Origin of the sequence: Haliea sp. E1-2-M8 (assembly GCF_030649675.1) — a bacterium.
Classification (GTDB): domain Bacteria; phylum Pseudomonadota; class Gammaproteobacteria; order Pseudomonadales; family Halieaceae; genus Haliea.
In genome coordinates, this window is record NZ_JAUTDR010000018.1 from 71,433 (window position 1) to 94,370 (window position 22,938).

16 protein-coding genes and 1 tRNA gene are annotated in these 22,938 nt (G+C 63.0%); 10 read left to right on the forward strand and 7 right to left on the reverse strand.

The genetic code is table 11. The annotated features are described in order from the left end of the window. Window positions 1–59: 59 nt before the first annotated feature. A complete protein-coding gene (locus tag Q6D67_RS15240) occupies window positions 60–4,904 on the forward strand; it encodes an NAD-glutamate dehydrogenase (protein WP_304706524.1) in 4,845 nt (1,614 codons plus the stop codon). A 70-nt stretch (window positions 4,905–4,974) separates the two neighbouring features. On the opposite strand, the gene rmf is transcribed toward Q6D67_RS15240, so the two are convergent. The 4 genes from rmf to Q6D67_RS15260 all read right to left on the reverse strand — a co-directional run bounded on the left by rmf (window position 4,975) and on the right by Q6D67_RS15260 (window position 9,125). Beyond that, the gene (gene rmf / locus Q6D67_RS15245; RefSeq protein ID WP_304706525.1) at window positions 4,975–5,178 is read right to left on the reverse strand and encodes a ribosome modulation factor; all 204 of its coding nucleotides are present in this window, start codon (window positions 5,176–5,178) and stop codon (window positions 4,975–4,977) included. A gap of 161 nt (window positions 5,179–5,339) precedes the next feature. After that, window positions 5,340–6,566, reverse strand: a complete 1,227-nt coding sequence (gene glcF / locus Q6D67_RS15250) for a glycolate oxidase subunit GlcF (RefSeq protein ID WP_304706526.1) — start codon at window positions 6,564–6,566, stop codon at window positions 5,340–5,342. Between the two features lie 29 nt (window positions 6,567–6,595). Beyond that, entirely contained in the window at window positions 6,596–7,657 is a 1,062-nt protein-coding gene (gene glcE / locus Q6D67_RS15255; RefSeq protein ID WP_304706527.1) for a glycolate oxidase subunit GlcE, read from the reverse strand. Then, entirely contained in the window at window positions 7,650–9,125 is a 1,476-nt protein-coding gene (locus tag Q6D67_RS15260) for an FAD-linked oxidase C-terminal domain-containing protein (protein WP_304706528.1), read from the reverse strand. Before Q6D67_RS15260 ends, glcE begins: the two co-directional genes overlap by 8 nt. A 62-nt stretch (window positions 9,126–9,187) precedes the next feature. Between Q6D67_RS15260 and Q6D67_RS15265 the strand changes: the two genes are divergently transcribed. Beyond that, a complete protein-coding gene (locus Q6D67_RS15265; protein ID WP_304706529.1) occupies window positions 9,188–10,621 on the forward strand; it encodes a DsbA family protein in 1,434 nt (477 codons plus the stop codon). On the opposite strand, the gene Q6D67_RS15270 is transcribed toward Q6D67_RS15265, so the two are convergent. Further along, window positions 10,570–12,318, reverse strand: coding sequence for a GNAT family N-acyltransferase (locus tag Q6D67_RS15270; protein ID WP_304706530.1), 1,749 nt, complete (start codon window positions 12,316–12,318; stop codon window positions 10,570–10,572). The two genes, Q6D67_RS15265 and Q6D67_RS15270, sit on opposite strands and share 52 nt — an antisense overlap. A gap of 50 nt (window positions 12,319–12,368) precedes the next feature. After that, window positions 12,369–12,563 carry a hypothetical protein gene (locus tag Q6D67_RS15275; protein ID WP_304706531.1) on the reverse strand — a complete coding sequence of 65 codons (195 nt, stop codon included), beginning with the start codon at window positions 12,561–12,563 and terminating at the stop codon, window positions 12,369–12,371. A 261-nt stretch (window positions 12,564–12,824) separates the two neighbouring features. Between Q6D67_RS15275 and Q6D67_RS15280 the strand changes: the two genes are divergently transcribed. Together Q6D67_RS15280 and Q6D67_RS15285 are read left to right on the forward strand one after the other, a co-directional pair. Then, on the forward strand, window positions 12,825–15,908 hold the full coding sequence (locus tag Q6D67_RS15280; RefSeq protein WP_304706532.1) for a TonB-dependent receptor: 3,084 nt from the start codon (window positions 12,825–12,827) through the stop codon (window positions 15,906–15,908). 61 nt (window positions 15,909–15,969) lie between these two features. Continuing rightward, window positions 15,970–17,397 carry a hypothetical protein gene (locus Q6D67_RS15285; RefSeq protein ID WP_304706533.1) on the forward strand — a complete coding sequence of 476 codons (1,428 nt, stop codon included), beginning with the start codon at window positions 15,970–15,972 and terminating at the stop codon, window positions 17,395–17,397. A 68-nt stretch (window positions 17,398–17,465) separates the two neighbouring features. On the opposite strand, the gene Q6D67_RS15290 is transcribed toward Q6D67_RS15285, so the two are convergent. After that, on the reverse strand, window positions 17,466–18,548 hold the full coding sequence (locus tag Q6D67_RS15290; RefSeq protein ID WP_304706534.1) for a hypothetical protein: 1,083 nt from the start codon (window positions 18,546–18,548) through the stop codon (window positions 17,466–17,468). A 106-nt stretch (window positions 18,549–18,654) separates the two neighbouring features. Here Q6D67_RS15290 and Q6D67_RS15295 point away from each other — a divergent pair, with 106 nt between their 5' ends. The 6 genes from Q6D67_RS15295 (at window position 18,655) to Q6D67_RS15320 (ending at window position 22,308) form a co-directional block, all read left to right on the forward strand. Then, entirely contained in the window at window positions 18,655–18,999 is a 345-nt protein-coding gene (locus Q6D67_RS15295; RefSeq protein ID WP_304706535.1) for a hypothetical protein, read from the forward strand. Window positions 19,000–19,078: 79 nt separating this feature from the next. Continuing rightward, window positions 19,079–19,618 (forward strand): DUF3833 domain-containing protein, encoded by a 540-nt coding sequence (locus Q6D67_RS15300; protein WP_304706536.1) that lies wholly within the window; start codon window positions 19,079–19,081, stop codon window positions 19,616–19,618. A 106-nt stretch (window positions 19,619–19,724) separates the two neighbouring features. Then, entirely contained in the window at window positions 19,725–20,735 is a 1,011-nt protein-coding gene (locus tag Q6D67_RS15305; protein ID WP_304706537.1) for an NAD(P)-dependent alcohol dehydrogenase, read from the forward strand. Between the two features lie 18 nt (window positions 20,736–20,753). Next, a tRNA-Arg gene (locus Q6D67_RS15310) sits at window positions 20,754–20,830 on the forward strand. An 867-nt stretch (window positions 20,831–21,697) separates the two neighbouring features. Continuing rightward, the gene (locus tag Q6D67_RS15315; RefSeq protein WP_304706538.1) at window positions 21,698–21,979 is read left to right on the forward strand and encodes a type II toxin-antitoxin system RelE/ParE family toxin; all 282 of its coding nucleotides are present in this window, start codon (window positions 21,698–21,700) and stop codon (window positions 21,977–21,979) included. A 14-nt stretch (window positions 21,980–21,993) separates the two neighbouring features. Beyond that, window positions 21,994–22,308, forward strand: coding sequence for a HigA family addiction module antitoxin (locus tag Q6D67_RS15320; RefSeq protein WP_304706539.1), 315 nt, complete (start codon window positions 21,994–21,996; stop codon window positions 22,306–22,308). Window positions 22,309–22,938: the final 630 nt, after the last annotated feature.

Here is a 22,938-nt window from a genome sequence, read left to right on the forward strand (position 1 = left end):
GCGGCGACGATAATGAATCAAATACGGCCCTGCAGCGGCCGAAGGTGCACGCTTAAGCCATGGCCTGGGAAGCTTACAAGAACAATTTGCTGGAAGAACTCACTGCCCTGATCGAGCGCCGCAGCGATGATGCTGACCGGGAATCCCTGCTGCAACTGGCGGATTCCTTTTTCAGCCGCTTTCCCGCGGAGGACCTGCGCCAGCGCTCGGTGGAGAATCTTTACGGCTGCCTTTACGGGTTGCTGCACTTCATGCAGGACTGGGACGCGCCCACGCCCAAGGTGCGGATCTTCAACCCCGACATCCAGAGTCACGGCTGGGAAAGCAAATATACGGTCATTGCCATTCTCTGCCGCGATCTGCCGTTCTGCACGGCTTCGGTTCGCGGCGAGCTCAACCAGCGCAACATCCGCATTCACAGTCTGGCCAGTTGCAATGTAGAGGCCCGGCGCAGCGCGGCTGGCGAGCTGGAGGCAGTGCTGGAAGTGGGGCAGGATGCCTTCCCCGACAGCTCCCACGAGAGCCTGCTCTACTTCGAGATAGGACGCCACTCGCGGCCTGACCAGCTGGGTGAACTGCGCGACTGCCTGCGCGACATTCTGCAGCAGGTCGCGCTGGTGGTGGATGATTTCGGGCCGATGCGGGCCCGTCTGCAGGAGGCGGTGGACGCGGTCGCTGACAGCAGCTGTGTCGACCCGGACAATCGGGATGAGGCCATTGAGTTCCTCAAGTGGCTCGAGTTCGATCGCATGACCTTCCTCGGCTACGAATTCCTCGAAGTGCGGCGCGAGGGCGCGGTGATCGAAGTGGAGGCAGACCCGGCGCGCAGCCTGGGCATGTTACGCCTGCGTTCCACCCGCGGTGCCGGGGATCTGCAGGCCGACCTGCACAGCATGGCGCCGGAAGAGCAGCAACGCCGCCAGTTGAGCTTTGCCAAATCCGGCACCCGCTCGCGGGTGCACCGGCAGGCCTACCCGGACTATGTCGAGGTGAAGCTGTTCAACGATGCCGGCGACGTGGTCGGCCAGCACCGCTTTTACGGGCTCTACACGTCGTCCGTTTACACCACCAATCCGATGTTGATCCCCATCCTGCGGCGCAAGGTGCAGGAGGTCATCCAGCAGTCCGGGCTGGATCCACGCGAACACGATGGTCGCGAACTGGCGCGGGTGCTGGAACTGTTTCCGCGCGACGAGCTGTTCCAGTCCAGCATTCGCGAACTGGGCAATACCGTGTTCGCGGTCAACCGCATACAGGAACGGCGCCAGACCCGGCTGTTCGTGCGCCGGGACGCCCACGGCAAGTTCTTCAGCTGCCTGGTGTACATGCCCCGGGATCGCTACAACACCGAGCAGCGCCGCGTGATGCAGGACATTCTGTGCCGGGCTCTCGGTGCGGAGGAATCCGAGTTCACTACCTATTTTTCCGAGTCGGTACTGATCCGCTGCCACTTTGTCCTGCGGGTGGACCCGGCGGTGGAACAGGCCTATGAAGTCAATGAAATCGAGGAGCAGATCGTGCAGGCGACACTGGCATGGGAAGATCGGCTGCGGTTGCGCCTGATTGAAGAGTTTGGCGAGGAAAACGGCGAGCAGTATGCGCGCGAGATCGGCGTCGGTTTTCCGCCCGGCTACCGCGATGACTTTGATCCCCGGGTCGCGGTGCTGGATATCAAGCACCTGCTGGAACTCAGCGACGACCATTCCCTGGGCATGATGCTGTACCGGATGCTGGAGGAAGACGTCGACCGCCTGCGCCTGCGGCTGTTTCATCGCGGCGAATCGCTGCCCTTGTCCGATGTGCTGCCGATACTGGAGAACCTGGGCCTGCGGGTCATGTCCGAGCGTCCCTACGGGGTGCGCGGCGGCGACGGTGGCCGCTACTGGATCCAGGAGTTCAGCCTCAGCTATTCCCTGTCGGACAATATCGACCTGGAGCAGGTGCGCGATGAATTCGAGGACGCGTTTGCCCGCATCTGGTTTGGCGAGGCCGAAAACGACTCCTTCAACCGGCTGCTGCTGGGCACCCGGCTGAGCTGGCGGGAAATTGCGCTGCTGCGGGCCTACGCCCGCTACCTGCGCCAGATTCGCTTCCCCTACAGCGTCGAGTACATCGCCGAGACCATGGCGGACCACCTGCACATCACCGCCGGCATCGTCGAGCTGTTCCTGACCCGCTTTTCACCGGTCTTTGACGGCGACGAGGACTGGCGCGCGCAGCGGGAGGAGGCGGTGGAGCAGCGCATCCTGGCGGGGCTGGAGCAGGTGCAGAACCTGGGCCAGGACCGGATCATCCGCCAGTTTATCCTGGTCATCAAGGCGACCCTGCGCACCAACTTCTTCCAGGAAGGCGAGGGCGGCCTGCTCAAGCCCTATTTCTCTTTCAAGCTGAGCCCGCGGGATATTCCGGATGTGCCCAAGCCGGTACCACTCTACGAAATATTCGTGTATTCACCGCGGGTGGAGGGCGTCCATCTCCGCGGCGGCAAGGTCGCCCGGGGCGGCCTGCGCTGGTCGGATCGGCTGGAGGACTTCCGCACCGAGGTGCTGGGCCTGGTCAAGGCACAGCAGGTTAAAAACGCGGTTATCGTGCCGGTGGGCGCCAAGGGTGGCTTTGTCGCCAAATGCCTGACCCCGGACATGGGCCGCGACCAGGTGCAGGAAGAGGGGATTGCCTGTTACCGGATCTTCATCCGCGGCCTGCTCGACATCACCGACAATCGGAGTGAAGGCGGGATCATTCGGCCGCCGCTGGTCGTCGCCAAGGATGACGAGGATCCCTACCTGGTGGTGGCGGCGGACAAGGGTACCGCCACCTTTTCCGATATCGCCAACGGGCTCTCCCGGGAATACGGTTTCTGGCTCGGTGACGCCTTCGCCTCCGGGGGCAGCGCTGGCTACGATCACAAGAAGATGGCGATTACCGCCCGCGGGGCCTGGGTCTCGGTGCAGCGCCATTTCCGCGAGCTGGGCGTGGACGTCCAGAGCACGGACTTCACCGTGGTGGGTATCGGCGATATGGCCGGGGACGTGTTCGGCAACGGTATGTTGTTATCGCCTCACATTCGCCTGCTCGCGGCCTTCAACCACCTGCACATTTTTATCGATCCGGAGCCGGATGCCAGCAGCAGTTTTGCCGAGCGCCAGCGACTGTTCGGGCTGTCGCGCTCGAGCTGGTCCGACTATGACCGCAGCCTGATCTCCGCCGGGGGCGGCGTGTTTGAACGCGCCGCCAAGGCCATTCCCATCTCGCGGCAAATGCGGGCGCGCTTCGACATTCACGTCGATCACCTGACTCCGAACGAGCTCATCTCCCACCTGCTGCGGGCGCAGACGGACCTGCTCTGGAACGGCGGTATTGGCACCTATATCAAGGCCAGCAGCGAGTCCCACACCGATGTTGGAGACAAGTCCAACGACGCCGTGCGGGTCAACGCGCCCGAGCTGCGTTGCCGGGTGATCGGCGAGGGCGGCAACCTGGGTATGACGCAGCTGGCGCGGGTGGAATACAGCTTGCACGGTGGTCGCTCCAACACCGATTTTATTGACAACGCCGGCGGCGTTGACTGCTCCGACCACGAGGTCAACATCAAGATCCTGCTCAATGCAGTGGTGGATCGCGGCGATCTCACCGGCAAGCAGCGCAACAGTCTGCTGCAGGAGATGACCGACAGCGTGGCGCAACTGGTGCTGCAGAACAACTACCGCCAGACCCAGGCCATCAGTCTGGCGGAACTGGAAGCCATTGAGCGCCATGGCGAGTATCGGCGCCTGATCAGCAACCTGGAAACCGCGGGCAAGCTGAGCCGTGGGCTGGAGTTTATTCCCACGGACCAGGAACTGGCGGACCGGCGGGTGCAGGGCCACGGCCTGACCCGGCCGGAGCTGGCGGTGCTGGTGTCCTACAGCAAGGCGATTCTCAAGGAGGAGCTTATCGCTTCCGACCTGGGCATCGATCCGCACCTGGCGGCGGCGGTGACTACCGCGTTCCCGCCCCGGCTGCTGGAGCTATATCCGGAGGAGGTGGCAGAGCACCGCCTGCGCCGGGAGATCATGTGTACCCAGGTGGCCAACGATATCGTCAACCGGGTCGGGTTCAACTTCGTTGCCCGGCTGCGCAAGGCTACCGGCGCCTCGGTCGCCGATATTGCCCGGGCCTACACTTCGGTGATGAAGATCTATGCCGTGGACGAGCTCTGGCTGCAGATCGAGAGCCTGGATCACCAGGTCTCTGCGGTGGTACAGCAGGAAATGATGCACAGCCTGATCCGTCTGGTGCGGCGCGCGAGCCGCTGGCTGCTGCGCAACCGGCGCCACGAAATGGCTCCCACCCGTGCCATCGCCGAGTTCAGCGAGGGGGTTGCCCAGTTGAGTGTGGCCCTGCCGGGGATGTTGCGCGGCCGCGCCGTCGAGCAGTACCGGGCCCTGTCCCTGCACTGGCAGGAGGCCGGGGTCGAGGAGGTGCTGGCCGGGGCGGTGGCGTGTGCCCTGCAGGGCTCCACTTCCCTGGGTATCATTCATGCCGCGCGCGAGACCGAGGCACCCCTGCTGCAGGTGGCCGAGCTCTACTTCGAGATGGGTGAGCGCCTCGAGCTGGACTGGTTCAGCGGCCAGATTCTGTCCAGCAAGGTCGACAACGAGTGGCAGGCGCTGGCGCGGGATACCTACCTGGAAGACCTTGAGTGGCAGCAGCGCACCCTGGCGGTCGGTGCCCTGCGCTATCTCGACGACGCCGGCACCCTGGAAGGCTGCCTGGAAACCTGGGAGCAGCAGCAGTCGGTGCTGCTGTCGCGCTGGCAGGACATGCTCACCGAACTGCATACAACCGATTCACCGGATTTTGCGATGTTCGCGGTGGCGGTCAGGGAATTGCTGGATCTGGCGCAGAGCAGCCTGCGCACATGAAAGCGGGCGCCCTTGGCGCCCGCTGTTCCTTATGGTTGTACCGGGTTAGCCTTGCCGGGTGATCCTGGCCTCAGGAAACCCTCATCTTGTGGACCCCTGACACGCCCGTCAGGCCGTCCCATTGATCTACACGACCTTCTCGCCAGCCAGACACCCACTGCTGGCGATGTTCCTCTTGGGCATGGGGGCAGAAATCAATACTGCGGCCGGATACTCCAGCCCGATAGCCGTGGTCGAATGCCCTGGAACTGGTGTCGCGCTTCTGTCTTCTCATAGATAGTGCCTCCGTTCATAGCATGGCGTCGAACGACGCAACCTCATGTAACCAGACTGTCATCTCCCGGGCCACTAACAATTTGGAACAAGATTTCAGGTGCTTATAACCAAACCGGGCTCACCGGGCAAAAACCCGCCCCGGGTTGCAGCCGGATCTGTTCACTGGCGCGCCCTGGCGCGTGCGGGATCCAGCAACTCTATCCAGTGCAGCACTGGCACCTCCGGGTTGGCGAGATGCAGCTGGCAGCCGACGTTGGCGGTGGCAATCAGGGCCGGGGCATCCACCGTCAGGGCCGCCTGCTTGCGCTTGCGCAGCCGCTCACTGAGCGCCGGCTGCAGCAGGGAATAGGTACCGGCGGACCCGCAGCAGATATGGCTTTCCCCGGTCCGGGCCAGCTCAAACCCGGCGCCCCGCAGCAGCCGTGGCAACAGGTCAGGCTGGCGCAGGGCATGCTGCAGGGAGCAGGGCGTGTGCACCGCCACCTTGCCGCAGCTGGTATCTGCAGCCAGCGCGCCCAGGTCCTCCGCCAGCAGTACCTCGCCGAGATCACGGGACAGGGCGGACACTCGCGCCGCGCGCTGGGCGTAGGCCGGGTCGTCCGCGAGCAGGCGTCCGTAGTCTGCCAGCATGGCCCCGCAGCCGGAGGCGGTACTGACAATGGCTTCCGCCCCCGCCTCGATGGCCGGCCACCAGGCGTCGATGTTGCGGCGCATGTTGTTGCGGGCGGCCTCCGCGCCACCGAGATGCTGCTGTACCGCGCCGCAGCAGCCGGCCTCTGGCGCCGCTTGCAGGGTGATCCCGAGTGCGGCGCAGACCCTGCGGGCGGCGTCGTTGGTACCCGGCGTGGCCGCAGCCTGGACACAGCCCTCCAGGACCAGCAGCCTGCGTTGACCGCTGGTCGCCGGCACCGGCAGCCGCCGCTGTCGCGGCGGGACTTGCTGGCGCAGGGTGGAGGGCAGCAGCGGGCGCAGGAATTGTCCGATGCGCAACAACGGGGAGAGTACAGCAGGCCGGCTGATTACGGCCCGCAGTGTCTTCCGCAGCGCGGCCTGCAACCGAGGCCGGGGGGCGGCTTCCTCCGCCAGCTGTTGCCCGATCTCGGCAAGCTGCGCGTACTGTACCCCCGAAGGGCAGGTGGTTTCGCAGCTGCGACAGGTCAGGCAGCGGTCCAGATGGTGGCTGGTGGGGGCCGCGGCGGCACCGGTCTCCAGCAGCTGCCGGATCAGATAGATCCGGCCCCGGGGGCTGTCGCGCTCGTCCCGGGTTTCCAGGTAGGTGGGGCAGGTTTCCAGGCAGAAACCGCAGTGGACGCAGGCGCTGAGCAGTTGCCGGGCGCGCTGGGCCTCGGCATTGTCCCGGTAGCGGGAGTCAAGTTCAGTGTGCATAAAATTGCATAACGTTGCCTGGAATTGCCCTAGAGCCAGCTGTAGAGGCGGCCGGGGTTGAGAATACGGTCCGGGTCAAAAGCCATCTTGAGCTGCTGGTGCAGGGACTGCAAGGTGGGTGACAGCGGCTGCGCGGTCTCATCTTCCCAACCCGCGGGGGGCCACCAGAGAGCGGCGTGGCCGCCGTGGTCACCGGCATAGCGAAAGGCATCGAAGCCGTCGGCGGCAAACCAGCGCAGGGCGCCGGCCCAGTCGATCAGCAGGGGCATCGCCCCGGACGGCAGCGGTGCATTGCCCGCCAGGGAGACCCGCCACAGGGGTTTGGCGGCGGCCTGGGCGCCAGCGGCAAATTCCCCCAGGGCGTGCCAGGGTGCATCCTTCGCTGTCACCGTGTCGCCGCCCCAGCGACGGGCGCTGGCCTCAACCGCGGCAGCGGCACCCGAGAGACGCAGGAACAGGCGCCCCTGCAGCCAGCACGCGCCGGTCAGCGGTGTCGACTCCCGGGCGTAGCGGCTCATGTCCGCGAGTGCCGCCTCTGCATCCCGCTCCAGCGCAAGTGTCCGGGTGGCTTCGGGAGCGGGCATGACTTTCAGGCTGACCTCGGCGATCACACCCAGGCTGCCCAGCGCGCCGGCCTGCAGCCGCGATACGTCATAACCTGCCACGTTCTTTACCACCCGCCCGCCAAAATTCAGGCACTCGCCCTGACCAGTGAGCAATTTCACGCCCAGGACCGCATCGCGCACCGCGCCACTCCAGGGCCGGGCGGGCCCGGAACAGTTGCTCGCCAGGGTGCCGCCCAGGGTGGCCCGGCCGCCGCCGGCGGGGGGCTCGAAAGCCAGTACCTGATGCTCCGCAGCCAGTACCTCGGTGAGCTCGGCAATCGGTGTGCCGGCCCGGGCGACCAGCACCAGCTCCCCCGGTTCATAGGCCACCACCCCGCGGTGTTGGGCCAGATCCAGGATATTCTCTTCCGCGCAGGGACGGCCCAGCCACTGCCGCTTGCTGTCGCCGCCGCGAATGCGCAGGGGAGTGCCCGCCGCCCGCGCGCTGCGCACGCGGTCACACAGGGTTTCGATCAGGTCAGTCAACGGCAGCCTCCCGCGCCGGCAGGGCGCGGTATTCCTGGCAGCGTTTGAGGATGGGGATGCCCTTGCCGGGGTTCAGGGTCAGGGCGGGATCAAACGCGGCCTTGATATCTTCCAGCTGGTGCAGCTCGGCGGTGCTGAACTGGCTCGGCATCTGCCGCAGTTTCTCCAGGCCGACGCCGTGCTCGCCGGTAATACAGCCGCCTACCCGGACACTGAGTTCGAGGATGTCGGCCCCCAGCGCCTCGGCCCTGTAGATCTGCCCTGGTTGGGCGGCATCGAACAGGATCAGCGGGTGCAGGTTGCCGTCGCCGGCGTGGAAGACATTGGCCACCGCGAGCCCATAACCTTCCGCCAGCCGGCTGATTTCCTCCAGCACCGGTGCTACCTGGCCGCGGGGGATGGTGCCGTCCATACAGTAGTAGTCCGGCGCCAGCCGCCCGACCGCGGGAAAAGCGGACTTGCGCCCGGCCCACAGCAAGGCGCGCTCTCGCTCGTCGGCGGACACTCGCAGAGAGGTGGCGCCCAGCTCCTGCAGCAGGGCCTGTACCCGCACAATCTGCGCCGCCACTTCCTCGCGGGTACCGTCCAGTTCACACAGCAGCAGCGCCGCGGCATCTCTGGGGTAGCCGGCGCCGGCGAAGTCCTCCGCCGCGCGCAGGGCAAGCTGGTCCATCATTTCCAGCCCCGCGGGTATGATGCCGGCACCGATGATCACGCCCACCGCATCCCCCGCCTCGCGCACGCTGGCGAAGCCGGCCAGGATCACCCGGGCCAGTTCCGGCTGCGGCAGCAGTTTCACGGTGATTTCCACCACCACGCCCAGCAGGCCCTCGGAGCCTGTCAGCAGGGCCATCAGGTCGAGGCCCGGGCCGTCAAAGCCGCTGCCGCCGAGGATGACCATTTCTCCCTCGACGGTGAGTACGGTCAGCGCCAGCAGGTTGTGGGTGGTCAGCCCGTACTTCAGGCAGTGTACTCCGCCGGAGTTTTCCGCAACGTTGCCGCCGATGGTGCAGGCAATCTGGGAGGAGGGGTCCGGCGCGTAGTAGAGCCCGTGAGCTGCCGCTTCCCTTGAGATGGCGAGGTTGGCCACGCCTGGCTGGACCCGGGCGCTGCGCGCGTCGGGGTCGATGGCGAGGATCCGGTCGAGCTTGCTGAGCACCAGCAGAAGACCTTCGGGGTGAGGCATGGCGCCGGCGCAGAGCCCGGTGCCAGCGCCGCGGGCGACGACCGGCACCGCCAGCCCGTGACAGACGCGCAATACGGCCTGCACTTCCTCTACCGTGGCCGGCAGGGCGGTGACCAGCGGCAACTGCCGGTACAGCGCCAGGGCATCGCACTCGTAGGGTCGCTGTAATTCCGCCTCGAGAATGAGATCGAGCCCGGGTGCGGCGGCGCGCAGTTCCGCCAGCAGCCGCTCCCGATCAACCGGAGGCAGTGGTGCGGCCGTGTTTGCCTGTGAGCCATGCATGCTGCGTGCTATCCTCGCCGTGCAAAAGCAAAGCATAACCCATTCGCCAAGGGAGCGGCTTCATGGCGCAGAATTTTCGCGAGCAGGGTGGGGCGGCCACCATGGACCCTTCTCCCTTGCGGCGCTGGGTAACCTCGCGCATGCTCAACAAGCTGCTCGATCCCGAGCGCGAGCGCAAGCTGCTGGAAGAGGCGGAACAGGAGCGCGAACGCAGCGGTGCGGGCCACAGCGGTGCGGGCCACGTAGTGGACTATTTCCACCAGCTTGACGACCCCTACAGCCTGCTGGCTGCACAGTGCATCGGCCCGCTGCTGGCCCACTATGATATCTACATGCGCTGGCATCTGGTCCCTGGCCCCAGCGGCGCCAACCTGCCGGAACCCGAGCTGCTGTCGCTGCTGGCGAGGAAAGATGCGGCGGCGGTGGCGCCTTTTTACCGGCTGGCTTGCCCGCCCCTGGTGGAGCCGGATGGCGCCCTGTTGCAGCGTGCCCAGCGTATATTTGCCGCCACGCCGGAAAGCGGCCGGGTGGAGGCAGCAGAGGGGCTGTGCAGTGCGGTGCTGACCGGCAATACAGCCCTGCTGGACGATCTGGCGCGGCGCCACGGTGAAGCGAGCGCCGCAGACGCCGAGGCCCTGCTGCGAGCCGGCGCGGCCCGGCGCAAGGAACTGCACCATTACGCCGGGGCGATGTTTTACTACGGCGGGGTCTGGTACTGGGGAGTGGATCGCCTGTATCACCTGGAGCAGCGCCTGCAGGCCCTGCAAACCCAGCGCCGCCCGCTGGCGGGCTGCCTCTACCCCCGCCCTCCCTTGCGCAGCGGTCCGCACAGGGACAACGGTTCCCTGACCCTGGAATTCTATGCCTCCCTGCGCAGCCCCTATACCGCGCTGATCTTCGACACCGTCGTGGACTGGGCAAAGGCCGTGGGCGTGCGCCTGGACCTGCGCCCGGTCCTGCCCATGGTCATGCGCGGGGTGGCGGCCAGCCGCGACAAGGGTGTCTATATATTCAATGACGCCGGCCGCGAGGCGCGCGCGCTCGGCGTGCCGCTGGGACCCTTCTACGACCCCATAGGCGAGCCGGTGCGGCGCTGCTATTCGCTGTTGCCGGTAGCGGATGCCGCGGGCAAACGCGCTGAATTGATGAGCAGTTTCCTGCGCGCAGCGTTTGTCGAGGGGCGCAACACCGGCCGCAAGAGTGTTCTGCGCCTGGTGGCGGAGCGGGCGGGGTTATCCTGGCGCGAGGCCTCTGCGCAGTTGGGCAAGCCGGGCTGGGAGGAAACGCTGGAGGCCAACCGCCAGGCCATGTATGCGTTCAACTGCTGGGGCGTTCCCGGCTTCAGGCTGCTGGATGCGGATGGCAGCACCCTCGCCACGGCCTGGGGCCAGGATCGTCTCTGGTTTATTGCCGAGGTGCTGCAGCGGACCCTGGCTGCCCACAATCAGCCGGTTGCGAGCGCAGATCTGCCGCCGCCGTTCCCGCATTCCAGGTAGCGCTTGCGTTTGCGCGGTTTCATCTGCTGCAGGTCCACCAGCACAAAACCGTCGACGCAGTTGCCAAAGTCCCGATCCAGGTTAAAGGCGGTGATGGCGACACCCGCCGGTTCCGCCACCTGGGCGTAATGCTTGTACAGAGTGGGAACCCGCAGGCCATTCGCTGCCAGCGTGTCCTGCAGCGTCCTGAAGTCCGCCTCCGCGTCCGTACGCTCGCAGACTGCCGGAAACAGCGGCGGCAGCCCGGCGGGTGGCGTGAACGGCGTGCGCGGCGCCAGATCCAGGGCCAGGCGCGCGTAGTGGGCGTTGTAGTAGCTGACCAGGTGGGCGATGGCTTCGTCTCCGTAGAGGCGGCTGATCGAGGCGGGGCCGAACAGGTAGCGGTAGCCCGGATAGCGGCGCAAAAACGCGCCTATACCCTGCCACAGGTAATCCAGGCTCTGCCGGGTCTGGTAGCGGGGCTGGACAAAGCTGCGCCCCAGTTCCAATCCACTTTGGAGATACGGCTCCATGCCCGGGCCGAAGGCGAACAGCGTGTGGGTATACAGTGCGGCCATACCCCCCTGGTGGATTAGCGCCCGGGCATCGCCAAGGCGGTAGGCGCCGGCAATCTCCAGCTCCTGCGGATCCCAGAGCACCAGCTGCAGATAGTCCTTGTCGAAGCGGTCGATGTCCCGCGGCAGTCCCGAGCCCTCGCCGACCGCGCGGAAGGTCAGTTCCCGCAGGCGCCCGATCTCGCGCATCACGCAGGGCGCGTCAGTCATGCGGCACAGGTGGATTTGCTTGCCGTCCGGGGTCAGCCCCAGCGATTCACTGGCGTTGATTTCCTGGCGCAGCAAGAGCCGGTTTTCCGGCGCGGCCACGGTCTCGATGCTCTGGAATATGGGCCGCCGGTCGCGGGCAATCCGGTAGACATGTTTGCGGAACAGTCGCGCCATCTGTTCGACAGATACCTCCAGCGCGTTGTAGTGTTCCCAGGGCACTGGCCGGCCGACCCGGGCATCCACCGTATTGTGGCTCTGCTTGAACATCTCACGCACCAGCCAGAGAGTGGACAGCGGCTTGGCCAAAAACGAAATGCTGTAGAAGAACAGCGAGTTGCGCCCGGCGACATAGATCGGCAGGATCGGCGCGCGGGTGGCCGCGGCGATCCGGACGAAACCGGTCTGCCACACGCCATCCTTCACGCCCTTGACCCCGAAGCGAGACACCTCGCCGGCGGGAAAGATAATCAGGGCACCCTCCTGCTCCAGATGATCGCGAATGCGCCGCAAGTTCTTCCGCGGGGTGCTGCCGCCCATATTGGTTACCGGCAACAGCACCGGCTCCAGTGGACCCACGGCAGTGAGCAGATCATTGGCCACCACTTTCACATCCGGCCTGACCTGGCGTACGAGGCTGAGCAGCGCCAGGCCATCGAGTGAGCCAATCGGGTGGTTGGCGGCGATTACCACCCGCCCACTGGCGGGAATCCGGGACCGCTCGTTGTCGCGGATGCGCAGGGTGAAGTCGAAATAGCGCAGGGTCTCTTCGACAAAATCAAAGCCCTGCAGATGCGGGTAGTCCTGGGCGAACTGACGAAAGCGCGACTGGTAGAAAAGATAGCCGAGGAAGCGTACCAGCGTGGTTGCGATGCGTCGGTGGTGTTGGAACAGCGTCGGGTAGCGGGTTTCCAGAACCTGGCGAATGTCAATCATGACCGTGGTGCTCCGGCGCGTGGTGGTAGTGTAGAGCGGTCCGCATTACACTAGTTAAGCAGTTCAATACCCTCGTCGTACTCGCGCCAGGCAGTGCCCAGCAGGGCCGCAGTTTGCTGAAGCTGGTAGGTGTCGACCACTGAAATTCTGCCACCGCTGGTGAGGAATGCCTCGACCTGGCGTTCGATTTCCCGCCGTGCCCGCTCCTTCTGGCTGAGATGGTTGGTCTGACTGCTGCGCTGCATCGTGGAGCTCCTGTTTAATGAAGGAACAGGGCGCATCCTGCAGTGCCGATGTTGCAGAAAGGCGACAACTCCGTGAAGTTTTCTTGACTGCGGCCCGGCCGCTGTGCTCGGGGCTGCCGGCCCAAATTGCAACAAAAACGTCACAATCCGATCACATTACTGTCATTAACTGGCCCTAAGCTTGTCCGGAACGTGAGCAGCGGCTGTGGTATTCGAATACCGCGCCTCGGCAATAAACAACCGGACCATTGGGACCCCAGAATGAAACCACTGTTTTCTCGCTTGAGCGCCACTGCAGTTTTGCTTTGTTCGGCCCTGTCAGTCCAGGCAGCGGATGAGCTGGTTGTCCAGGTGAGCAGGGACGGCGCGGCGTCGCCGGGCCTGACCATTGTCCTTGACGGCAGCGTCCGCAAGCCGATCGACGGCAGCGGAGCAGTGTACTTTGACCTGACCTCAGGCGCCCACAGCATTCAGGTGCTGGACGGCGAGCAGGTCCTGCACAGCTTCCGCTTTGAGGTCGCCGAGGGTCAGCTCGCAGATGTGTTCATTCGCCTTGAAGAGGGTCAGTCTCCAGTTGCTTCTGTAGATTCCTATTTCACCTCGGAGACTGCAGCACAGCGCGCACGTGCCTCGACCGGCACGGTCCAGGGCCAGGTTACCTCCGGGGGCGAACCGGTTGCTGACGCCATGGTTGAGCTGTCCGGCGCGGTGGCGCGTTCGGCGGTCACCGGAGCTGATGGCAGTTACGCGCTGGAGGCTCCCCGCGGTATCTACACGCTGACCATTACCCACCCGGAACTCGGCAGCCAGAGCGTCGAGGACTACCGGGTCATCGCCAACACAGCAAAGGGGTCCGATTTCAACCTGCGCCGGCCGCGGCAGGCCGATGTCGGTATCAGGATGCCGCAGATTGAAGAAGTGACGGTAATCGCCAGCATGCCCACAGCTGGCCTGCAGGAGAGCGAGCGCTATTCCACCAACGTGGTCAATACCCTGGATGTGGAGCAGCTGGCGCGCTTCGGTGACACCGACGTCGCCGCTTCGGTAATTCGCGTGCCCAGCGTCACGGTGCAGGACGGCCAGTTCGTGTTCATTCGCGGCCTCGGCGACCGCTATGTCAGCAGCACCCTGAACAACGCGACCCTGCCCAGCACCAACCCGGTCAAGCGCAGCGTGCCGCTGGACCTGTTCCCCAGCAGCATGGTGGAGCAGCTGGATATCCGCAAGAGCTTCCTGGCGTCCATGCCCGGGGAGAGCACCGGCGGTAATCTGGAGATCAATACCCGCACCTTCCCCAATGAGCGCACGGGCAAGGTCAGCTTCCAGCTCGGCTACGTCGACGGTACCACCGGCAAGGACGCCTTCGTCGACCCAATCAGCGGCGATTTCGATATCATTGGCTGGGATGACGGCGAGCGCCAGCGACCGGCGATTACCTACGCCGTTGCCGAGGCCCTGAAGTTTTCCGAATTTCTCAACCCCGCGGTGCAGCGCGAACTGGGCAAGCTCGGTGCCAACCAGCTGACCGACAACTTCCAGTACGACACCGAGACCGCGGCTCCGGACGTTTCCGTCGGGCTCAGCTACGGCGACGTTTTTGATCTGGACCTGTTCGGCGGCTCGGAGCTGGGCTTCTTCCTCGCCGGCAACTACAAGAACGAGCGAGGAGTACGCCAGGATGGCGTGCGCAGGACCTACGGTGGGGTCAACGCCTCGCGGGTTCTTGATGACTATACTTTTGAGCAGTTCGACAACGACATCGATGCCAGCAGCCTGCTGTCCATCGGCCTTAATGTCGGCCAGAGCAGTTATACCTCCAACACCATTGCCTCCCGCGTTACCAGCGAATCGGTGCGGGTGGAAGATGGCTTTGACGGTGACGAACTGAACCCATCGCTCAATTGGTCAATTGAGTGGGAAGAGCGCCAGTTCCTGTCACAGCAGCTGGCTGGGGAGCATATCCTGGGCTCTGATGAAGCGTGGACCCTGAACTGGCAGGCAACCGCCAGCCGTGCCGAGCGCTATGCACCAGACCGCCGCGACGTCCGCTTTGACCTGCAGGGCAACGACGGTATTTACAATCTGCAGGTGCCCGAGCTGACCCGGCGCTACGACGACCTGGTCGACGACAACCTCGACGCATCGCTGGATCTGGAGTACTTGTTCTCCAATGGCGATCTGGAGTCCAAGCTGGAATTCGGAGTCAACGGCATCACCCGGGAGCGGGACTCAGATTCTGACACCTACGGTTTCGGTGGTGGCCTGCTGGCGGTTGACGACAGCGCGCCCAATCTGCAGGTCTCCGACGTAATCAACGACGATACCATCACCGGCGTTCCCAGTACGGGTTTCACTTTTCAGGACAAGACCCTGCCCAGTGACAGCTATGAAGCGGAGCTGGACCTCAACAGTGTGTACCTCTCCTATGACGCGTTGTGGAACCTGAAGTATCAAGTGGTGCTCGGCGTGCGCTATGAGGAGTTCGAGCAGGTTACCGATACTTTCGGTCTCTCCGGGACCCAGGGGCCCCAGCAGTCTGTGCTGGAGGAGAATTCGGTGCTGCCGACCCTGAGCTTCAACTGGTTCATTACCGATGACCAGCAGCTGCGTTTCGCAGTGTCGAAGACCGTTGCGCGGCCGGACTTCAAGGAGACCTCCAACGCAACCTTCTACGACAAGGAGTTCAACTTCCGGGTCCGCGGTAACCCCAGCCTCGGTGTGTCGGACGTGACCAACTATGACCTGCGCTGGGAAAAGTACTGGTCGGATCAGGAATCTCTCAGCGTGGCCCTGTTCTACAAGGACATGGAAGACCCGATCGAGCGCGTAGTGCAGCCAGCCTCGGGCACCGCGGGAAATTCGCGAACCTACCAGAACGCTGAATCGGCGGAGATCCTGGGTGTGGAGGTTGACGGCCGCAAGGACTTCCCGCTGGACGAATCCTTTACCCGCAGTTTCTTTGTCGCGACCAACGCCAGCTATATCGACTCAGAAGTAACCCTGCTGAACGCCAGCAAGCGCGAGTTGCAGGGCGCGCCTGAGTACACCTTCAACCTGATCGCAGGCTATGACGATATTGCCCGTGGCCATGAGCTGACGGTGCTGCTGAACCAGGTTGGCGACACCATTGTCGACGTCGGTGTATCGGGCCAGCCAGACGTGCTGCTGGAGCCACGCCTGGAGATGAACCTGGTGTACCGCTACGCCTGGTCCGACAATTTTACTTTCCGCGCCAAGCTGGAAAACATTCTGGATTCGGAAGTGGAGTTCACACAGGGCGGCAACGTGTTTCAGAAATACAAACGTGGCTTTGAAGTGAAAGCAGGATTCGATTGGAAGTTCTGATCGGAAGCTCGCCGTGGGGCAGCAGTAAATTAAACCTACCAGAGAAAACCCAGGAGAAGTTATGAAACTGAAGAAAATGGCAATCGCTACGGCGGTGCTCGGCTCTCTCGGCGGCCTTTACGGATGTTCCGAAGGCGACGAGGCCAACATCAATATTGACGCGCCGACGACCGTTACCAACCCGCCGGCAAATGGCGGTGGCGACACCGGTACCACCTCCATCTGCCCGGACTGGTCCTCCGCGCGGCCCAAGGACGCGGACGGCAATGATGTCTGCCAGCTGCCCGCTACCATTCTGGTTGACCGCACCCTGACCAGCGACAAGGTCTGGTACATGGAGTCCCGGGTCACCGTGGGTAACGGCAATCAGGAGATGTCGATTGACGAAGGTAATCTCGCCAGCGGTGATGCGGTGGTTGACGCGACCATCAGCATCCAGCCCGGTACCCAGATCAAGGGCCAGACCGGCAGCTTCGCCAACCTGATCATCACCCGCGGTTCCAAGATCATGGCCGAGGGTACTGCCGATGCACCGATCATCTTCAGTGCTGACGACCCGGGCTTTGACGGCGTGGGCGATTGGGGCGGTTTGATCATGCACGGCTACGCGCCGCACAATGAGTGTTTGACTGCAGATCAAGGCGCGGTGGCCTGCAATATCGACTCGGAAGGTGAGTCCGGCTTTGGCGGTGGTTATTCTCCCGATGACAGCAGCGGTGTGCTGCGCTACGTGGTGGTGGCCGAGGGCGGTTTCGAGTTCGCCACCGGTAACGAGATCAATGGTATTTCCCTGATCGGCGTTGGCCGCGGCACTACGATCGAATACATCCAGATCCACAACAACGCCGACGACGGTATTGAGTACTATGGTGGCACCGTTAACACTCGCTACATCGTGTTGACCGGGAATCAGGATGATTCCATCGACTGGGACGAGGGTTGGAATGGTAACGTGCAATATCTGCTCGCTATCCAGGGTCCCGATGCCAACGGTAACCTGATCGAGGCAGACACCGAGGGCACCCTGGACTTCCTGTCCATCCCCACGATCGCCAACGCCACCTTTATCGGCGGAGGAGCCAACGCCACGGCAGCCGTGTTCAAGGCCACCTCCGGCGGCTTTGTCCACCATTCCGTGTTTACCTACGATGACGCGTTCGAAGGCGAGACGACCTGTGTCAACGCTGAGCGGGCTGCCCAGATAGGTACCGAGCTGGTCTACACCAACGTGGTTGCGGATTGTGACATCGGCGGTGATGTGGTCCTGTTGCCGTCACTGGTTTCTGATGTGCAGCTGGATGAGAACTACGCTTCCCAGGCGCCAGAGTCGTCTGCGGTAGGCGCTCTGGATATCGAGGACATCAACGCGACCTACCCGGTAAGCGTGGCTGCCCCCGACTTCTTCGACGTCACTGACTATGCCGGCGCCGTGGACCCGAATGCCACCAGCTTGTGGTATGAAGGCTGGACAATTCCCGGTTCGCTGTAATGCTGATGTGACAGAACAGTAATACCCCCGCTTGAACGCCGGCCCTGTGCCGGCGTTTTTTTTGGGCTTCAGGGCAGGCGGGTTCCCAGCTGCCGGCTGCCGTCGATCCGCGGCAGGTCGAGAATGGTCAGAATCCCCGCGTTGGCCGCATTCACCGCCGGGATGGCATTGACCAGCCAGCAGGCTGCGGAGGCGTTGCCACCGCCGCCGGCGCCGACTTCGTATTCATCTTCCGCATGCAGGCTCAGGGTTATGGTGGGGTTGCCGCGGACTATGACCTGGTGGCAGCCCTGGCCTTCGGGCGGGTGGGGCCAGTCCGGGGCGCAGGTATCGTCGATGCGGGTGACATGCTCCAGGACAAAGCGCACCGGGCTGTCGGTGACCCCCGACACCTCAAAGCGGAAAGCACCCTGGGTGCCGGCCTCGAACAGGCCCATGGTGGGTATCCTGATATCCCGCTGCAGCGGTTGCCGTTCAACGATGACCTCCAGGCTGGTGACAGGCTGCTTCAGGGCATCGCCCACCAGCCTCACCATCGGACCCCACACCATTTCAATCGCGAAGTCGTGCAGCATGATCGGCAGGGTGTCCATGGAGCCCCCAAAGCCGATGACCTCGCGCACCACCCGCGGTTGGTCGTAGAGCGCGTAATTAAAAATTTCCCGGCTGCGGATCTCGGTAATGGCGGAGCTGGTGCCGCTGACCAGCGCCGGCAGCATGTCCATGGCCCAGCCGGGATCGATGCCGGACACGAACAGGGAACTGCCGCCCCGGTCGCAGGCCGCCTGCACCGGCGCGAGCAGGTCGGGGAGTGTGGTTCGCGGGTGCAGAAATGCGTATAGCCCGCTCGCCACCACGTTGCAACCGGCACTGAGGCAGGCCAGCAGGTCCTCCATTGCGGCCTCCGGACGCGTATCAGCCGTCGCCGCGTACACCACTGCATCCGCGCCTGCCGCCATGAGTGAGCGCCGGTCGTCAGTGGCCGCAAGGCCAATGGGCGCCAGGCCAGCCAGCACCCCGACATCGACGCCAACCTTGTCCGGATTGGCGACAACCACGCCCGCCAGCTCAAGGTCCGGGTGGGTAAGAATGGCCCGGATGGCGGGGCGGCCGACATTGCCGGTGCCCCAGACGATAACGCGCAGGCTCATGGGTCGACGCTCCCCTGATAATTCATATCGTTGTCATACAAGTGTCACATAGGCGCACTATCATGCCCGCCCATAGACACGTTGATTCAGGACAGACCAGAATACCATGCGCTCACTTGTTGCTGCACTGCTGCTGATTGCTACTAGCCAGGTTCACGCCCTCGCCCTGGGCCCGGATGAATTTGCCGCGGCCAAACGCCTCAGCTGCGTGTTGGCCCAGGACTCACTGGGCTACATCAACGAAGATGACTACGTCGCCCTCACTGACGACGTGCTGGATGAGTATGACGCCGCCGATGGCGATGTAATCTTTGCCAAGGCGTTGGGATACTTCGATGGCCTGATGTTCGGCATTCCTGAACAGGATGCTGCCGGTATCGAGTCTCGTCTGCGCAGCTTTGTGGACAGCCAGGCCTGCACCCAGGTCGTAGGCGTGAGCTTTACTCTGTAGTTGGTTCCCCGCGCCGGTGATCCTGCACCGGCCCCGTTGCGTAGTCTGTGTGAACCCACATGACCTGCGAGATGTTTTCATGCGCTTTACTCCTGCTGTAGCCCTGCTGCTGGCCTTGACCTTCGGTCTCGCCGGCTGCAGCCCCGTAACCGTGCAGGACTATGCGGACAACCGGCCCCAGCTGGTGCCAGAGGAATTCTTCCAGGGTCAGCTAACCGCCCACGGGGTAATCAAGGACCGGGGCGGCAAGGTCATCCGCTACTTCAATGCCGACATCAAGGCCTACTGGAAAAACGGGATAGGTACCCTGGAAGAGGACTTCATGTTTGACGATGGCGAGCCCGAGCGACGGGTGTGGACCCTGACCCCGACGGGAGATGGCGGCTACACCGGTACTGCTGGTGACGTTATTGGCGACGGCCAGATTACCGTCGCCGGTAACAGCATGTTTCTCGACTATGTGCTGCGTATTCCCTATAACGACGGCACGCTGGACCTGCGGATTGACGACCGGATGTACCTGGTCAATCCCACCACCTTGATCAATGAGTCCACCATGAAGAAGTTCGGCTTCCGGGTAGGGGCAATTCTGTTGGTCATCGAGAAGCGCAGCGACTGACGCTGCTTGTGGTTGCGCTGCACATTGCTTACATTGCAGGCCTCATCGCCCGTGGCACAGCCTGAAACGGGCGCTATCACTTGAAATCAAAACAGGGAGCGACTGCATGCGCGCAATTTCGGTACCCAAACCAGGTGGACTGGACAAGCTGGCTCAGGTGGACGTCGAGCCCCGCGCCCCCGGCCACGGCGAGATCCAGGTTGCAGTCAAGGCCAGCTCGCTGAACTTCCACGACTACGTGGTGGTGACCGGTCTGCTCCCCACCGATGACGGCCGCATTCCCATGTCTGACGGTGCCGGTGTGGTAACGGCAGTAGGCGAGGGGGTGGATGCCTTTGCCGTGGGCGATAACGTCCTGAGCTGCTTCTTCCCCAACTGGCTTGACGGCCGCCCGGGTTTCGAGAAGCTGTTTGCGGTGCCCGGTGACCACGCCGACGGCTTTGCTGCGGAAACGGTGACCATGCCGGCCCGGGGCTTCACCCGCATGCCTGCGGGCCTGGATTTTCACGAGGCCGCCACCCTGACCTGCGCCGGCCTCACCGCCTGGCGCGCGCTGGTGGTCGAGACTGACCTCAAGCCGGGCGACTGGGTGTTGGTGCAGGGCAGCGGCGGGGTCTCCATCTTTGCCCTGCAGTTTGCGCGGCAGATGGGCTGCCGGGTGATTGCCACCTCTTCCTCTGATGCCAAGCTGGAACGCCTCGCTGCCCTCGGCGCAGAGCAGTTGGTCAACTATCGCGACACGCCGGAGTGGGGCAAGCGGGTGCTGGAGCTCACCGGCGGCCGCGGCGCCGACCTGGTGGTGGAAGTGGGCGGCTCCGGTACGGTGGCCCAGTCGGTAAAGGCAGTCGCGTTTGACGGCTGCATCAGCATGATCGGCGTGCTTACCGGGCTTTCTGGCGAAGTGCCCACGGCAGAGCTGTTCCAGAAGAACGCCCGCATCAGCGGCATCACCGTCGGCAGCCGCGCCCAGCAGCTGGACATGATCGCCGCTGTTGAAGCTGGCGCAATCAAGCCGGTGATTGACAGCCGTTACCCCCTCGAGCTGCTCGCCGAGGCTTTCCGCCACCAGGAATCGCAGCAACACTTCGGCAAGATTTGCGTAGATATCGGCGGCTGATATACTGCCGCGCGCAAAGCCCCCGTAGCTCAGTTGAATAGAGCGACCCCCTCCTAAGGGGTAGGCCGCAGGTTTGAGTCCTGCCGGGGGTACCAAATAGGCATATAAATCAAAAACTTAAAATTATTTATTCTCTATGCCTACATTAATACCTACATAGGTTTTGCCTTTCTGGACCCCGCACCAGTCGATAACTGCTTCCCAGGGCGCCTTGATCCAGCAGCCCCCGGGTTGGGTCCACGTCGCTAAATCCCTCTCGAACGGCGATAACTTAACCGCAGTAGACTGGTTCCAGTGTAACCACAAACCCCGACCGGCGGTGACGGGGTTTCCCCTTGCATCGGCCGCAACCCTGTGCATTATTGGCCTAGAGATCACCTGAGTGGCAGGCCTGCCATCGTCACTAGCGAGCGCAGCGGGGTAGTGACGATGGCTCCGAGCCCAGAAAGTACGCTGCTCCGAGACCGATTTTCGGCAGGACGCGCGCGTGACGGGTTCCTAAAATACCCACCGTAGACAGAATTACCCGTGGCCACTGCGGATCAGTGGCACAGAGGGGGCCCGCCCTCGACCATCCGGTCACAACGGGCCCGTGCGTCCAGGACTGCACCCGACGCACCGACCTCAGGGTCGGCAGTCCATTCTCTACATCGCGACCGTCATCGCTTAACTCAAAGGAGGTGCTTATACCACTACCATTATCACTCGGCCCATTGGGGCCGCGTGTGTATACACAACAGGGATCTCCCCCAGGAGATTGGTTGTGTAGCCTGTTTACAGGCGCTTTCAGGTTGTAAGGGAGTGGTGTCCCATGATCCTTGCCGGTATCCGGATGCGGTGGGTTCGCGCCTCCGCTTGATCAGAAACACTAACCGAGACAGGAAACACCGTGAACAACCTGAACTACCAATCTAAATAACGCCGTGTTGACACGCGTCACGTGACACAGTAACGTTTGCTTTATGATCAAGTCCTTTGCTGACAAACGAACACAAGAGCTCTACTCACAGGGCAAGACCAAGAAGTTCTCCGCGGATGTTGCTCCGCGAGCGGCCAGAAAACTTGAATACGTGCATCTAGCGGAGCAGCTGGACGACTTGAGAGTGCCGCCCGGCAATCGCCTGCACTCACTCTCCGGAAACAGGCAAGGGCAGCACGCGATTTCCATAAATGATCAGTGGCGGATCTGCTTTCGATTTGAAGATGGCGACGCCTATGAAGTTGAAGTGTGTGACTACCACTGAAAGGAGCAATGATTATGGCTATTCCCAACACTGTCGGCATGCAGCGCAAGCCGACCCATCCAGGTGAAATGCTCAGGGAGGATTTCCTGCCGGACTATGGCCTGACGGTTGCCCGGCTGGCCGAGTCTTTGGGTGTCTCCCGGCAGTCAGTGAATGAACTCCTGCGCGAACGCCGTGCTGTCAGCCCTGAAATGGCACTCCGGCTAGCCCGGCTGTTTGGCAACTCGCCCGAGTTCTGGCTGAATGCACAGCGCGCAATTGATCTATGGGCGGCGGCTCAATCGGTCAAGGAAGAAGTTGATCGGATCAAGCCACTCCACGCTGCATAGCCAGGACTACGCACAAAATGCCACAGAATGCTTGAGGCGCCACGTACTGGTGACCACCGTCGGCACCAGCCACTTCTTCTACAACCTGGCCCAATTGCATCCGTTGTCCGACGTCCTAGGCGGTGGCAGCCAGGTTCGATCACCAGCCAGGAGAAACGCGGCTATACCGGTCCCGAACATAGCGATAGTCTCGGATGGTTTGAGCGGACGTGGGGTCGGCGCTTTAGACGGAGCAGGATCTGCCATGGTCGAAAACGGGCTTAATCTTGCTATGTCCATGCATCCATTATTTAGACGGGTGCCCAAAGAAATTTGACAAAAGATGTCCGCCACTTTGGGGCTCATCATCGGTGGCGTGGACATGTTGGAGAGCGAGGTATATGACTAAGCAGGCGCACTTTTGTGATAGAAAAATCAGTACGTACTGCATCGGCGGCGGCATTTTCTACACCGTTATTGTATTGGCAATCTCGCTGCTGAGTCGGCCAAGCATAGGTACGGTATTACTGGCTGTTCTGGGCGGGTGGGGCGCTTGGGTTATTTGCTACCTTTACTTCACTGGGTCTTCACCAAATCGTGTGGGTAGATTAGCCTTGTCATCATGAAAGATACACAGCTTTACAGTCAGAT

What these genes read in the sequence shown, in the direction of transcription:
- Q6D67_RS15240 (WP_304706524.1), top strand. Translation starts at nt 60, where the DNA reads ATGGCCTGGGAAGCTTACAAGAACAATTTGCTGGAAGAACTCACTGCC.
- rmf (WP_304706525.1), bottom strand. Translation starts at nt 5,178, where the DNA reads ATGAGAAGACAGAAGCGCGACACCAGTTCCAGGGCATTCGACCACGGC.
- glcF (WP_304706526.1), bottom strand. Translation starts at nt 6,566, where the DNA reads ATGCACACTGAACTTGACTCCCGCTACCGGGACAATGCCGAGGCCCAG.
- Q6D67_RS15260 (WP_304706528.1), bottom strand. Translation starts at nt 9,125, where the DNA reads ATGCATGGCTCACAGGCAAACACGGCCGCACCACTGCCTCCGGTTGAT.
- Q6D67_RS15265 (WP_304706529.1), top strand. Translation starts at nt 9,188, where the DNA reads ATGGCGCAGAATTTTCGCGAGCAGGGTGGGGCGGCCACCATGGACCCT.
- Q6D67_RS15270 (WP_304706530.1), bottom strand. Translation starts at nt 12,318, where the DNA reads ATGATTGACATTCGCCAGGTTCTGGAAACCCGCTACCCGACGCTGTTC.
- Q6D67_RS15275 (WP_304706531.1), bottom strand. Translation starts at nt 12,563, where the DNA reads ATGCAGCGCAGCAGTCAGACCAACCATCTCAGCCAGAAGGAGCGGGCA.
- Q6D67_RS15280 (WP_304706532.1), top strand. Translation starts at nt 12,825, where the DNA reads ATGAAACCACTGTTTTCTCGCTTGAGCGCCACTGCAGTTTTGCTTTGT.
- Q6D67_RS15285 (WP_304706533.1), top strand. Translation starts at nt 15,970, where the DNA reads ATGAAACTGAAGAAAATGGCAATCGCTACGGCGGTGCTCGGCTCTCTC.
- Q6D67_RS15290 (WP_304706534.1), bottom strand. Translation starts at nt 18,548, where the DNA reads ATGAGCCTGCGCGTTATCGTCTGGGGCACCGGCAATGTCGGCCGCCCC.
- Q6D67_RS15295 (WP_304706535.1), top strand. Translation starts at nt 18,655, where the DNA reads ATGCGCTCACTTGTTGCTGCACTGCTGCTGATTGCTACTAGCCAGGTT.
- Q6D67_RS15300 (WP_304706536.1), top strand. Translation starts at nt 19,079, where the DNA reads ATGCGCTTTACTCCTGCTGTAGCCCTGCTGCTGGCCTTGACCTTCGGT.
- Q6D67_RS15305 (WP_304706537.1), top strand. Translation starts at nt 19,725, where the DNA reads ATGCGCGCAATTTCGGTACCCAAACCAGGTGGACTGGACAAGCTGGCT.
- Q6D67_RS15315 (WP_304706538.1), top strand. Translation starts at nt 21,698, where the DNA reads ATGATCAAGTCCTTTGCTGACAAACGAACACAAGAGCTCTACTCACAG.
- Q6D67_RS15320 (WP_304706539.1), top strand. Translation starts at nt 21,994, where the DNA reads ATGGCTATTCCCAACACTGTCGGCATGCAGCGCAAGCCGACCCATCCA.